11 protein-coding genes and 1 tRNA gene are annotated in these 13100 nt (G+C 70.0%); 3 read left to right on the top strand and 9 right to left on the bottom strand.

What is annotated here, in order from left to right; all coding sequences use genetic code 11:
• Positions 1 to 26: 26 nt before the first annotated feature.
• Complete coding sequence (locus G6N23_RS20095; RefSeq protein ID WP_085258861.1) at positions 27 to 782, top strand: DUF881 domain-containing protein; 756 nt, start codon at positions 27 to 29, stop codon at positions 780 to 782.
• A 31-nt stretch (positions 783 to 813) separates the two neighbouring features.
• The gene (locus G6N23_RS20090) at positions 814 to 1530 is read left to right on the top strand and encodes an aminodeoxychorismate/anthranilate synthase component II (RefSeq protein ID WP_085258886.1); all 717 of its coding nucleotides are present in this window, start codon (positions 814 to 816) and stop codon (positions 1528 to 1530) included.
• A gap of 15 nt (positions 1531 to 1545) precedes the next feature.
• On the opposite strand, the gene pknB is transcribed toward G6N23_RS20090, so the two are convergent.
• The 7 genes from pknB to G6N23_RS20055 form a co-directional block, all read right to left on the bottom strand.
• Positions 1546 to 3420, bottom strand: a complete 1875-nt coding sequence (gene pknB / locus G6N23_RS20085; RefSeq protein ID WP_085258860.1) for a Stk1 family PASTA domain-containing Ser/Thr kinase — start codon at positions 3418 to 3420, stop codon at positions 1546 to 1548.
• Positions 3417 to 4646: a protein kinase domain-containing protein gene (locus G6N23_RS20080; protein ID WP_085258859.1), complete on the bottom strand. Its 1230-nt coding sequence runs from the start codon at positions 4644 to 4646 to the stop codon at positions 3417 to 3419. The genes pknB and G6N23_RS20080 overlap by 4 nt, the downstream gene beginning before the upstream one ends.
• Positions 4643 to 6121, bottom strand: coding sequence for a D,D-transpeptidase PbpA (pbpA, locus tag G6N23_RS20075; protein ID WP_085258858.1), 1479 nt, complete (start codon positions 6119 to 6121; stop codon positions 4643 to 4645). Before pbpA ends, G6N23_RS20080 begins: the two co-directional genes overlap by 4 nt.
• Positions 6118 to 7527 carry a peptidoglycan glycosyltransferase RodA gene (locus tag G6N23_RS20070; protein WP_085258857.1) on the bottom strand — a complete coding sequence of 470 codons (1410 nt, stop codon included), beginning with the start codon at positions 7525 to 7527 and terminating at the stop codon, positions 6118 to 6120. The genes pbpA and G6N23_RS20070 overlap by 4 nt, the downstream gene beginning before the upstream one ends.
• Positions 7524 to 8990: a PP2C family protein-serine/threonine phosphatase gene (locus G6N23_RS20065; protein WP_085258856.1), complete on the bottom strand. Its 1467-nt coding sequence runs from the start codon at positions 8988 to 8990 to the stop codon at positions 7524 to 7526. The genes G6N23_RS20070 and G6N23_RS20065 overlap by 4 nt, the downstream gene beginning before the upstream one ends.
• Positions 8987 to 9454, bottom strand: coding sequence for an FHA domain-containing protein FhaB/FipA (locus G6N23_RS20060; RefSeq protein WP_085258855.1), 468 nt, complete (start codon positions 9452 to 9454; stop codon positions 8987 to 8989). Before G6N23_RS20060 ends, G6N23_RS20065 begins: the two co-directional genes overlap by 4 nt.
• A gap of 142 nt (positions 9455 to 9596) precedes the next feature.
• Entirely contained in the window at positions 9597 to 11120 is a 1524-nt protein-coding gene (locus G6N23_RS20055; protein ID WP_085258854.1) for an FHA domain-containing protein, read from the bottom strand.
• A gap of 247 nt (positions 11121 to 11367) precedes the next feature.
• On the opposite strand from G6N23_RS20055, the gene G6N23_RS20050 reads away from it, so the two are divergent.
• Positions 11368 to 11450: transfer RNA gene (locus tag G6N23_RS20050), tRNA-Leu, on the top strand.
• 145 nt (positions 11451 to 11595) lie between these two features.
• Here the strand turns inward: G6N23_RS20050 and G6N23_RS20045 are convergent.
• The gene (locus G6N23_RS20045) at positions 11596 to 12315 is read right to left on the bottom strand and encodes an SDR family NAD(P)-dependent oxidoreductase (protein ID WP_085258853.1); all 720 of its coding nucleotides are present in this window, start codon (positions 12313 to 12315) and stop codon (positions 11596 to 11598) included.
• Between the two features lie 64 nt (positions 12316 to 12379).
• The gene (locus tag G6N23_RS20040) at positions 12380 to 12991 is read right to left on the bottom strand and encodes a TetR/AcrR family transcriptional regulator (RefSeq protein ID WP_085258852.1); all 612 of its coding nucleotides are present in this window, start codon (positions 12989 to 12991) and stop codon (positions 12380 to 12382) included.
• Positions 12992 to 13100: the final 109 nt, after the last annotated feature.

The following is a 13100-nucleotide window of genomic DNA, read 5'->3' as shown; positions in this document are numbered from 1 at the left end:
CCAACCAGCCGAGAATTGGAGAGCCGATGGAGGTCGCGTCCCCCGGCCGGCGCCGCTCACCATGGCGCGTAGGCGTACCCCTGGTGTGTCTGCTCGCCGGGCTGCTCTTGGCGGCCACCCACGGCGTCTCCGGCGGTAAGGAGATCCGCCGCGGCGACGCGCCCCGCCTGGTCGACCTGGTTCGCGCCACCCAATCCGCCGTGGAGGAGCTCACCGGCAAACGTGACGCGCTGGCCGCCGCCGTGGGATCGGTGCACGGTCGGGGGGCCGGCGCGGCGCTGTCGGCGATGCGCAACCGGGCCGACCAGATGGCCGAGGCCGCCGGCCTGGATGCGGTATACGGGCCGGGTCTGGTGGTGACCCTCACCGATGCCCAGCGCGACGCCAACGGCCGGTTCCCCCGGGATGCTTCCCCCGATGATCTGGTGGTGCACCAGCAGGACATCTCCGCGGTGCTCAATGCGGTGTGGAGCGCCGGCGCCGAAGCGGTCCAGATGCAGGACCAGCGGATCACCGCCGAGTCGGCGCCGCGGTGCGTCGGCAATACCCTGTTGCTGGGCGGCCGGACCTATAGCCCGCCCTATGTCATCACCGCGATCGGCGACCCGGCCGCGATGCAGGCCGCGCTGGCCGCCGCTCCCCTGGTCACGTTGTACAAGCAATACGTGATCCGGTTCGGCCTGGGCTACAGCGAACAGGTCAGCACCGGCCTGGAGGTGGTCGAGTCGCCCGGGCCCGCCCGGATGCGCTACGCCGTCCCGGCCGGCCCGGTCGACTACTGAGGCCCGCGGGCCGCGGCGGTAGCCTGTGAGCGTGCGGATTCTCGTCGTCGACAACTACGACAGCTTCGTGTTCAACCTGGTGCAGTACCTGGGCCAGCTGGGCGTCGAGGCTGCCGTCTGGCGCAACGACGACGCCCGCCTGGCCGACCCGGCCGCCCTGGACACAGTGGTGGCCGACTTCGACGGGGTGCTGCTCAGCCCCGGGCCGGGCACCCCGGAACGCGCCGGGGCATCGATCGCCCTGGTCGGCGCGTGCGCCGAGGCGCGCATCCCGGTGCTGGGAGTGTGCCTGGGCCATCAGGCGATCGGCGTCGCGTTCGGCGGCACCGTGGACCGGGCGCCGGAGCTGCTGCACGGTAAGACCAGCACCGTCTTTCACACCGACACCGGGGTGCTCAAGGGTCTGCCGGATCCCTTCACCGCCACTCGGTACCACTCGTTGACGATCCTGCCCGAAACGCTGCCCGCCGCCCTGGAGGTCACGGCGCGTACCCGCGGCGGGGTGATCATGGGGGTGCGGCACACCGAGCTGCCCATCCACGGGGTGCAGTTCCATCCGGAGTCCATCCTCACCGAAGGCGGGCACCGGATGCTGGCCAACTGGCTGGGCTTCTGCGGCTACCGGTGCGACGAGACCTTGGTGCGACGGCTGGAGGACGAGATCGCCGCCACGGTGCAGACCGCCCTCCCCGCAGATCGCGAGCCCGGCGGGGCGCCGGCGATAACACCGGTCCCGGCGATCAGCTGACGGCGGTGGGCCCGGCTACTGCCCGAACCGCAGGGTGATGTTGCCGTCGTTGTTGACGCCCTGGCCCGCCGCCGGGCTCTGATAGAGCACCCGGTTGTGGCCGGAGCCGCCGGCGTCGACGTCGGCACCCTTGATCAGCATGCCGGTCCAACCCAGCGCCCGGAGCTGCGGTTCGGCATCGGTCCAGAACATCCCGGTCACATCCGGCATGACGAACTGGTTGCCGCGGGACACCCGCAGCTCGATCACCGCGTCGACGGGGGCGGTCTCCCCGGTCGGCGGGTTGGTGGCGATCACCTCGCCGGCCGGGCGTGGGCTGTCGACCACCACCTCGGTGATCTTGGTGAAGCCGTAGACGGTCAGGTTTTTACTTGCCAGCTCCACGGTCTGCCCGGTCACGTCGGGGACGGGCTTGGTGGCCGGTCCGCTGCCGATCACGATCACGATCTCGTTGGTGATCGCGGTGGTCTGATTCGCCGGGGGGTTGGTGCCGAGCACCTTGTCCTTCAGTTCCGGGGTCGACGGCGAGTTGACCTGCTTGAACTTGCCGAATCCGGCGGCGGTCAGTTTCTTGACCGCGTCGGCGTAGCTCAGCGAGGCCACGTCGGGCAGCTGGCGTTGCTCGGGTCCGTAGGACACGTTGACGGTGATCTTGTCGCCCTTGTTGGCCGGGGCGCCGGCCGGCGGATCGGTGCTGATCACATGATCCGGCGGGACGTCGGAGTCGGCGCGCTGGTCGGTGCGCGTCTTGAAGCCCTTGTTCTGCAGTTCGGCGATCGCATCGACCGAAGCCCGACCGCGCACGTCGGGAACCTGGATCTGGTGGGTGCGGCCTCCGAAACTGTTGATCGACACCGTGACGATGACGGTCAGCACCGCCAGTACGATCGCGGCGGTCAACCACCGGCCCACCGAACCCGGCCGCTCGTGGCCGAAGTCGAGTTCCTGGCGCGGCAGCGGGTCGGTGCGGCCCGCGCCGCCGTCGCCCGGCCGGGCCGCCAGCATCGAGGCACGGTCGGCGTCGGTGAGCACCCGGGGGGCCTCGGGCTTCTCCCCGTTATGCACCCGCACCAGGTCGGTGCGCATCTCGGCGGCCGTCTGGTAGCGGTTGTCGGGGTTCTTCGCCAGCGCTTTGAGCACCACCGCGTCCAGGTCGGCGGGCAGGCCGGGTAGCCGGTGCGACGGCGGCACCGGGTCTTCGCGGACGTGCTGGTAGGCCACCGCCACTGGTGAGTCGCCGACGAAAGGTGCGTCGCCGGTGAGGATTTCATACAGCACGCAGCCCAGCGAGTACACATCCGAGCGGGCGTCGACGGTGTCGCCACGGGCCTGCTCGGGCGACAGATACTGGGCGGTGCCGATCACCGCCGCGGTCTGGGTGACGCTGTTGCCGGCGTCGGCGATGGCGCGGGCGATGCCGAAGTCCATCACCTTCACCGCGTTGTGCTTGTCGATCATGATGTTGGCCGGCTTGACGTCGCGGTGGATGATGCCGTGCTGGTGGCTGAAGTTCAGCGCCTGGCAGGCGTCGGCGATCACCTCGATGGCGCGGGTGGGCGGCATCGGGCCCTCGTTGTGCACGATGTCGCGCAGCGTGACGCCCTCGACGAGCTCCATCACGATGTAGGGCAACGGGCCGGCCGGGGTCTCGGCCTCGCCGGTGTCGTACACCGCGACGATCGCGGGGTGATTCAGCGCGGCCGCGTTCTGCGCCTCCCGCCGGAACCGCAGATAAAAGCTCGGGTCGCGGGCCAGGTCGGCACGAAGCACCTTGACGGCCACGTCGCGGTGCAGACGGGTGTCGACCGCGCGATGCACCTCCGACATTCCGCCGAAGCCGAGGATCTCGCCGAGCTCATAGCGGTCGGAGAGCCGCTGCGGGGTGGTCATCGCGCTTCCCGGGTCCAGGTCCAGCCGGAGGAGTGCGCGGGCGGCCCCGCGGGCTGTGACTCCGAGGTCGACGACTCGACCGGCCCACCGGTGTCGGTGACGGTGGCCGGCGCCAGCGAGCCGCCCGGGCTCTTGGCGTTGACCACGATCAGCACCGCGATGATGATCGCCAGCGTGCCCAGCACCCCGGCCGCCCACAGCAGCGCGCGCTGCCCGGCGGTGAAGGTGCGCCGCGGTGCTGGCGGGCGGTGGTTGCCGGTGCCGGTCCGGGCCCGTCGTGCCGCGGTGGCCCGGGCGGACACCGGTGGCGCGATCCGGGTCGCGGCCGTCGACGGGATCGCCGACGGCGCGGCACGGCCGGCCGGTAGCGATTGGCTGGGCCGCAGCGGCCGGCGACCGGAGCGCACCGCGGCGACCGCGTCGGCGAAGGGGCCGCCGCTGCGGTAGCGCATGCCGGGGTTCTTGGCCAGCGTGATCTCGATGAGTTCCCGCACGTTGGGCGGCAGTTCGGCCGGCAGCGGCGGGGGCGGCTCCTTGATGTGCTTCATGGCGACGGTCAGCGCGCCGTCACCGGTGAACGGGCGCCGCCCGCACAGGACTTCGTACCCGACGACACCCAGCGAGTACACATCGCTGGCCGCGGTGGCGTCCTGCCCGAGTGCCTGTTCGGGGGCGATGTACTGGGCGGTGCCCATCACCATTCCGGTCTGGGTGACCGGCGCGGCGTCGACGGCCTTGGCGATACCGAAGTCGGTGATCTTCACCTGACCGGTGGGCGTGATCATGATGTTGCCCGGTTTGACGTCGCGGTGCACCAGCCCGGTGCTGTGTGCCACCTGCAACGCCCGGCCGGTCTGCTCGAGCATGTCCAGGGCGTGCCGCAGCGACAGGCGCCCGGTCCGTTTGAGCACCGAGTTCAGCGGCTCGCCGTTGACCAGCTCCATCACCAGGAACGCGGTGCGGCCCTCGCCGTCCAGCTCGGTCTCGCCGTAGTCGTGCACGCTGGCGATGCCCGGGTGGTTGAGCATGGCGGTGTTGCGGGCCTCGGCGCGGAACCGTTCGATGAACTCCGGGTCGGAGGAGAACTCCGGCTTGAGCACCTTGACCGCGACCCGACGTCCCAGCCGGTTGTCGACGGCCTCCCACACCTGGCCCATGCCGCCGGTGGCGATGAGCCGCTGCAACCGGTAGCGGCCGGCCAGCGCCGCTCCGACCTGAGGACTCATGATCGCCCCTGCAGTGCCGCTTCGATGACGGCCCGGCCGATCGGTGCGGCCAGCGCGCCGCCGGTCGCCGCCAAGCGGTCGCCGCCGTCCTCCACGACGACGGCGACGGCCACCTTGGGGGCACTGGCCGGGGCGAAGGCGATGTACCACGCGTGCGGCGGAGTGTTCCGCGGATCGGGACCGTGCTCGGCGGTGCCGGTCTTCGACGCGATCTGTACGCCCGGGATGGCCCCCTCCTGCTGGGTCACTTTTTCGGCGTCGATCATCAGTTCCGTAAGCTTAGCCGCGACCTGCGAGGACACCGCACGGCGCACTTCGCGCGGTTGGGTCGTCGCGATGCCGGCCAAGTCCGGCCCCTCCAGCCCCTCGACCAGGTAGGGCTGCATCGTCAACCCGCCGTTGGCGATGCTCGCTGCGATCACCGCGTTCTTCAGCGGCGTCACCCCGACATCCTTCTGGCCGATGCTGGTCATCCCCAGTGCGGCGGCGTCGCGGATCGGGCCGACGGTGGACTCGGCGACCTGCAGCGGGATGGGTTCGGGCGTGACGTCCAGCCCGAACCCCTGGGCGGCGGCCCGCAGGGCGTCGGCGCCGGTGCGGAGACCGAGCTGGACGAAGGCGGTGTTGCAGGATCGGGCGAACGCCACCCGCAGCGGGACGGTCGCTTCGTTGCCTTCGCAGGTATTCCCGCCGAAGTTCTCCAGCGTCACGGTGCTGTCCGGCAGCGCGATGCGCGCCGCGTTGGTCAGCGGCTCGTTCTCGCCGACACCGGACTGCAGCGCCGCCGCGGTGGTGATCACCTTGAACGTCGAGCCCGGCGGGTAGGTCTCACTGATGGCGCGGTTGGTCAGCGGCGAGCGCGGGTCGTCGCGCAGCCGCTGCCAGGCCCGGCCCTGCTGCACCGAATCATGCGACGACAACTGGTTGGGGTCATACGACGGTGCCGACACCAGCGCCAGGACCTTGCCGGTGGACGGCTCCAAGGCCACCACCGCTCCGCGGCAGCCGCCGGAACAGCCCTTCTGCATCGCCTCCCAGCCGGCCTGCTGCACCCGCGGCCGGATGGTGGTCTCCACGGTGCCGCCGCGGGGGCTGCGGCCGGTGAAGAAGTCGGCCAGCCGCAGCCCGAACAGCCGGGGATCCGATCCGTTGAGCACGGTGTCCTCGGCGCGCTCCAAACCGCTGCTGGAATACCGCAGTGAGTAGAACCCGGTGATCGGCGCGTATACGGCCGGGTCGGGGTAGATGCGCTGGTATTTGATCCGGTCGCCGGTGGCCACCGAGTAGGCCAGCAGCTGCCCGGCGGCGGTGATCTGGCCGCGCTGGCGGGAGTACTCGTCGAGCAGCACCCGCTGATTGCGCGGGTCGGCGCGCAGCCCGTCGGCGGCGAAGACCTGGGTCAGCGTGGCGTTACCCAACAGCAGCACGATCAACGCCATCAGGGTCATCGTGACGCGGCGCAGGGAGGTGTTCATACGCGCTCGATCACCGCCGTGCCGGTATCGCCGATTGGGGAGGTGCGCTGCGGCTGGGTGCTCAGCGGGCGGCGGGCGGCGTGCGAGACACGCAGCACGATCGCCAGCAGCACATAGTTGGCCAGCAACGACGACCCGCCGTAGGACAGCCACGGCGTGGTGAGCCCGGTCAGCGGAATCAGCTTTGTGACGCCGCCGACCACGATGAACAGCTGGATGCCCAGGGTGGCGGCCAAGCCGGCCGCCAGCAACTTGCCGAAACTGTCGCGGACCGCGATCGCCGTGCGCATGCCGCGGACGATCACGATCGTGTACAGGATCAGCACGCCGGCCAGCCCGACCAGACCCAGTTCCTCGCCGAACGCGGCGATGATGAAGTCCGTCGACGCCGCGGGCACGTAGCCGGGCTGGCCGTTACCCAGCCCGGTCCCGAAGATGCCGCCGGTGGCGAAGCTGAACAGCGACTGCACCATCTGGTAGCCGGCGCCTTCGGGGTCGGCGAACGGGTCCAGCCAGGTCTGCACCCGCACCCGGACGTGGCTGAACATGAAGTACGCGGCGATGCTGCCGACGACGAACAGCAACATCCCGATCAGCATCCAGCTGAACCGGCGGGTGGCCAGGTACACCATCACCAGAAACGACGCATACAACAGCAGCGAGGTGCCCAGGTCCTTCTCGAACGCCATCACGCCGACCGAGATCACCCAGGCAGCCAGCAGCGGCGCCAGGTCGCGGGGGCGCGGCAGGTTCATTCCCAGTACGTGCTTTCCGGCGCTGGTGAACAGCTGGCGTTTGGAGACCAGCACCGCGGCGAAGAAGATCAGCAGCAGGATCTTGGAGAACTCGGCGGGCTGAATCGAAAAGCCGGGCAGGCGGATCCAGATCTTGGCGCCCTGGCGCTCCGACAGCGAGGCCGGCAACAGGCCGGGGATCACCAGCAGCACCAGGCCCACCAGCCCGCAGACGTAGCCGCTGCCGGCGAGCCGGCGGTGGTCCTTCAGCAACTCCAGGACCAGGGCGAAGACGATGACGCCGACCAGTGTCCACAGCATCTGCTCGCTGGCGCCGGGGCGGGTGCCGGCGCCGTCGAACGCGGCGCCCAGATCGATGCGGTGGATCATCACCAGTCCGAGGCCGTTGAGCAGGGCCACCACCGGCAGCAGCAGCGGGTCGGCGTAGCGCGCCGAGCGCCGGATGACCAGGTGGGCGAAGGCGAACAGCACCAGAAACGCCGTCCCGTAGCCGACCAGATCCCAGCGCAGGCCCTGTTCGTGACCGGCCTCGACGATCAGCATCGCCACCGCGATGATCGTGGTCGCGAAGCACAGCAGCAGGAGCTCGGCGTTGCGTCGGTCCGGCAGCACCGGGGTCAACGCCACCGGCGGCTGCGGCTGTGTGGTCATGAGGCCGCCCGGCAGTCGGTCCCCGGTTCTGGCGGGGCCGGCGGCAGGTTGGTCAGAGTGGGCAGATGTGGCACCCCGGAAGTCCGGGTCGGCTGGGGCGGGCCGGGCCGGGGACCGGTCGGGGCCGGGCCGGGATCCGGTGCGCGCGAGGGCGTCGAAGCGCTGTCGCCCGCCTTCCCGGCGGTGCTTCGCGCCGGGCACGGCGGCAGCAGGGAGTCACGGGCCAGGTTGCGCAGCTGGGTGATCGCGTCGTCGAGGGTGCCGGCGGGCAGGCCATTGCTGACCTGCTGGCGGGCCGGCAGCCGCAGATCCTGCAACGTCATCAGCCGGCAGGCCAGCTTGTCACCGGACTGACTGAAGCTGATCTGCACCAGATCGCCGCGGCTGTCGAGGCAGCCGAGCAGGTAGGGCTCCTGCAGCGGCAGCCCGAGGATCGAACCCTGCACGCCGCGCATGATCGCCACGGTGCCGCCGTAGGCGGTGACGTAATAGTTGGTGCGGATGATCGCGCGTCCGATCAGCAGCGCCGCGGCCAGCAGGATCAGCAGCAGCACTGCGACGATGATCTTGCGCCGCCGGGACCGGGGCGGTGCGGTCAGGGTTTCGATCCGCGGCAGCACCCGCTTGGCGACGGTCTTGCGCGGGGAGATCGCCGAGGCCCGTCCGGCGGCGGTGTTCAGGGCGGTCAGGTGGTCCTCGTCGTTGTCGGAGACCGCCCCGGCCAGGATCGGCTGGGTCTGGCCGTAGTCGACGTCGACGACGTCGGCCACCACCACCGTCACGTTGTCGGGTCCACCGCCGCGCAGCGCCAATTCGATCAGCCGCAGCGCGCTTTCATTGACGTCGGGAATCTCCAGCGCCTCATGGATGGTCTCGGTGCTCACCGGGTCGCTCAATCCGTCGGAGCACAGCAGGTAACGGTCGCCGGCCTGCGCCTCGCGCATGATCAGCGTCGGCTCCACCTCGTGGCCGGTCAGTGCCCGCATGATCAGGGACCGCTGCGGATGGCTGTGCGCCTCCTCCAAGGTGATGCGTCCCTCGTCGACCAGGGTCTGAACGAAGGTGTCGTCCTTGGTGATCTGGCTGAGCTCGCCGTCGCGCAGCAGATAGCCGCGCGAGTCGCCGATGTGGGCCAGTCCCAGCCGGGGGCCGGCGAACAGGATCGCGGTCAGCGTGGTGCCCATGCCCTCGAGTTCGGGGTGCTCCTCGACATAGGCCGCGATCGCCGAGTTACCTTCCTGCACCGCGGATTCCAACTTCGCCAGCAGGTCGCCGCCAGGCTCGTCGTCGTCGAGGTGGGCCAGCGCGGCGATCACCAGCTGCGACGCGACTTCGCCGGCCGCGTGCCCGCCCATGCCGTCGGCCAGGGCCAGCAGCCGGGCCCCGGCATACACGGAGTCCTCGTTGTTGGAGCGCACCAGGCCGCGGTCACTGCGGGCGGCGTACCGCAGAACCAGGCTCACCGGCGGAGCTCGATCGCGGTCTTGCCGATTCGTATCGGCGTCCCGATGGGAACCCGTACCGCTGTGGTCACCTTCACCCTGTCAAGGTAGGTGCCGTTGGTCGAGCCGAGGTCTTCGACATACCATTCCGAGCCTCGTTGAGATAGTCGGGCGTGCCGCGTGGAGGCGTAATCATCGGTGAGCACGAGAGTCGAGTCGTCGGCGCGGCCGATCAGAACCGGCTGGTCGCTGAGCGCGATCCGGGCCCCGGTCAACGGGCCCTCGGTCACCACCAGGTGCCGTGCTCCCGTGCGTTGCTGCCGCGAGGGCAGCAGCACGCCCCGGATCGACAGGCCGCGGCGAACCATCACCGCGCCGGTCGGTGCATAGATATCGGTCCGCAGTATCCGCAGTACCGACCAGATGAACAGCCACAGCAACGTCAAAAAACCGGCTCGCGTCAGCTGCAGCACCAGTCCCTGCATCCGGCGTCCTCTCCGTCCTTGCGCCGTCCATGTCGTGCTCACGGCGGAGCACTTCGGCTAAGTCACGATACTTGGACGTGGGTCGCCGTAGGGCAAAGCGGGAGGGCTTTGCTTCTCCCGGGGGCGTGTGCTCCGGTCGTACCTAGTGGACCCGGACGATGATCTCGGAGTGCCCGAGCCGGATCACGTCGCCGTCGGCCAGCTGCCATTCCTGAACGGGGGCGTTGTTCACCGTGGTGCCGTTGGTGGAGTTCAGGTCGGACAGCAGAGCGACCCGGCCGTCCCAGCGAATCTCCAGGTGACGGCGCGACACCCCGGTGTCCGGCAGCCGGAACTGGGCGTCTTGGCCGCGGCCCACCACGTTGGTGCCCTCGTGCAGCTGGTAGGTGCGGCCGCTGCCGTCATCGAGCTGCAGGGTGACCGAGGCCGGCGCCGAGTAGGCGCGCTGGCCGTAGCCGCCGCCCGGAGCGTCATAGCCACCGGCGGCCGGGGGCTGGCCGTAGTCGTAGCCCGCCTGCGCTTCGCCGTAGCCGCCCTGCGGGCCGTAGTCATAGCCGGCCGGGGCGCCCTGCGCTTCGCCGTAGCGGTAGTCGGGCTGACCGTAGTCCTGCCGACCGTAGGACGGCGCGCCCTGGTCGTAACCACCCTGGTCCGGGTAGGAGGGACGCTGTTCGGGCTGGGCTTCGGGATACCCGGCGTAGTCGTCGTGGCGGGCCGGGGGCCGCTCGTAATCGCCGTACCCGGGCTGGCCGCCGCCGGGGTAGGCCGGCGGAGGCTGTTGCTGCGGGTAGCCCGAGCCGTACCCGGCGGGGGCTCCGTAGCCGCTCGGCGGGCGCTGCTCGTAAGACGGCGGCGGGTAGCCGCCCTGGCCGCCGGGGTAGCCGCCCTGCTCGGGGTAACCACCTTGCTCGGGGTAACCACCCTGTTCGGGGTAACCGCCCTGTTCGGGGTAGCCCGCCTGCTCGGGCCGCCGCGGCGGGGCGTAACCCCCCGGGCCCCCCGGGCCGCCGGGGCCCTGGTCGGGGTAGCCGCCACCGCGCTGGTCCTGCTGGTAGGGCTCGGGCTCCGGGGCGTAGTGGCCACGGGGGTCCTGACCGCCGCGAGCGTCGTCAGCCGGCCGCCCGTAACGCGGGTCGTAGTAGTCGTCGCCGGGACGGTCCTGCTGCCCGTGGGCGCCGCGGTAGCTCGGGTCATCGGTCATCGGGGGCACTCCTGATTCTGCGGTAAACGCATGATCTGATTGTGGCGGGCGGGGTTCACTGACCGTGTGGTGGGGGCGAGCGTCCGGGTTGACAGCGCCCCGCGTGCGGACCTGACCGGTGCGCAGGCTCGGGGACTGTTCGAACCGGATAACCACATCACCATACGTTTGCCACCCCTGCTCGCCGATGTATCCGGCTAAATGCCGGGCGAAGGCCTTCGACGTCGAGCCCTGGTCGGCGCCCACATTGTTGTAGTCGTCCACACCGAGGGTAATGATGTATTCGTTGGGCGCCAAAAGCTGATTTCCGGCCAACGCCCGCACCCCCGCGGCGGCCTCCCGGCGCAACGCGGCCTCGACCTCCTCGGGGACGACTTCCCCACCGAAGACCCTGGCCATCGCATCCTCCACGGCGGATTCGAGCCTGCGCTCGATGCGCTGAACCAGCCCGCGCTGGCTGTCCATCAACTGCCGCCTCACTCGCCGCCGTCAATTCGTCGTGCCGGGGACGCGTCGCCGCGGCGTGTCGCTGCGCTGCATCGCCCTGGACATGGTATCGACCCGGTGTGCCGCCGCGGCACCCTTGTACGGCGGAGAATCGGATAAGAGCAGGTCACGATGGGGTCACGGCGGCCTGCACCACGGTGGGCCGCGGCTGCCAAACCGGTCGGAAGCACCCTCCTGGGGCCGTGATAGGCTCCCCCGGTCGCTCGGGCGAGTGGCGGAATGGCAGACGCGCTGGCTTCAGGTGCCAGTGTCCTTCGGGACGTGGGGGTTCAAGTCCCCCTTCGCCCACTTTTTGTGATGAGTCGCGTCATCAGTGACAGATAGAGCCCCGGCTTCGCCGGGGCTTTTCTGTTGGTGGGCCAAGCGTCGGACCGGATCCACCCCGGCACCACGGCGTTCGCCGGCGCCACCGGGCCCGGCGCCGCGCGCAGCGCTAGACCGCCGAACCGCCGCCGTCGACGTAGAGCGTCGATCCGGTGACGTAACTGGCGCGCGGCGAGGCCAGGAACAGCACCGCCTGGGCGATCTCCTCGGGGCCCGCGGTCCGCGCCAGCGGCAGTGTCGCCGCGATGTCGTCGATGACCTCCCCCAATGCCAGGGTGCCCGGCGTCCGCGTCGGCCCCGGCGAAACACTGTTGACGCGAACACCGTTGGCGCCGAACTCCGCGGCCCAGGTGCGGGTCAGCGACGCCAGCGCGGCCTTGGTGGCGCTGTAGACCGAGGTGCCCGGGAAGCCCTTGTAGGCGGCCGTGGAGGTGATGTTGATGATGCTGCCCCGACCGCGTTCGACCATGCCCCGTGCTACTTCGGCCACCAGGAAATAGGTGCCGCGCACGTTGGTGTCGAACATCTGCTGAAACGACGCGACGTCTTGCTCGAGCGTCGGTGCGACCGGGAACACCGCGGCGTTGTTGACCAGGATGTCGACCTCGCCAGCCTGCCCGACCAGCCGCGTGACCGCGTCCAGATCGCTCAGATCGGCCTGAACGAATGTCACCTTGCCGGCGATCTCGGCGACCGCTCGCGCGCCGCGCTCGCCATCGCGACCCGAGATCACCACCTCGGCGCCTTCGGCCGCCAGCAGACGCGCCGATTCGAGACCGATTCCAGCGGTGCCGCCGGTGACCAGGGCGACCTGATTGCGTAGTTCCATGGGTTGTTGCAACGCCAAGGCGGCGAAATTAATCCCCACCCGCCGATGCGTACTGCCTGCGAGCTCAGCCCGGCTGCGGTGATACCCGCAGCGCCGGCAGCACGTACCGCCGCAGATGCCGCCGCACCGCCGCCGGGTCGTCCGGGTCCATGTGATTACCCGGGACGCTGCCCAGACTGATCATCACCCGGGCGATCCATTCGCTGGCCTCGGGTAAGTCGGTGTCGCAGTGGATATCTCCGGTAGCGGCGGCGGACTCCAGGAACGGATACCAGAACGCCGCGAGGTCGGGCACCAAGCCGCGGACCCCTGCTCCGGCGCAGGCGGTGAACTCCTCGGGTTCGGCGGTGCGCAGGCGCATCAGCAGCGTGCCCGGGTCGTCGTAGGCACGGCGGCCGATCTGCACGCCGGCCACCAGCTGCTCCTCGAAACCCGGCAGCGTCGTGAGCTCCGCGCGCGATTGCGCCCAACTGGTCTCGACGAGCCGGATGATCGCGGCGCCCACGAGGGCGGGCTTGTCCGGGAAGTTCCGGTACAGCCAGGCGCGAGAGACCCCGGCGCGCTCGGCGACGTCGATCATCGTGGTGGCCCGAATCCCCTTGTCGGCCAGCAGTTGCTCGGTCGCGTCCAGGAGCCGATCGGTTGTCGACGACGCCGACCCCGGCTTTGCGTTCACGGACCACCTCCTGGTCGGTAAGCGTAACAAGGGAGTAGACAGATCCACGGATCTGTGTACTACTATTGCCACGCATAGCGTAGACACTCGTCTGAATCTGTCTACTCCC

The sequence above is a fragment of the Mycolicibacter terrae genome (assembly GCF_010727125.1).
Taxonomy (GTDB): domain Bacteria; phylum Actinomycetota; class Actinomycetes; order Mycobacteriales; family Mycobacteriaceae; genus Mycobacterium; species Mycobacterium terrae.
Note: the sequence above shows the minus strand (reverse complement) of the source record. Positions and strands in the feature narration are given on the sequence as shown.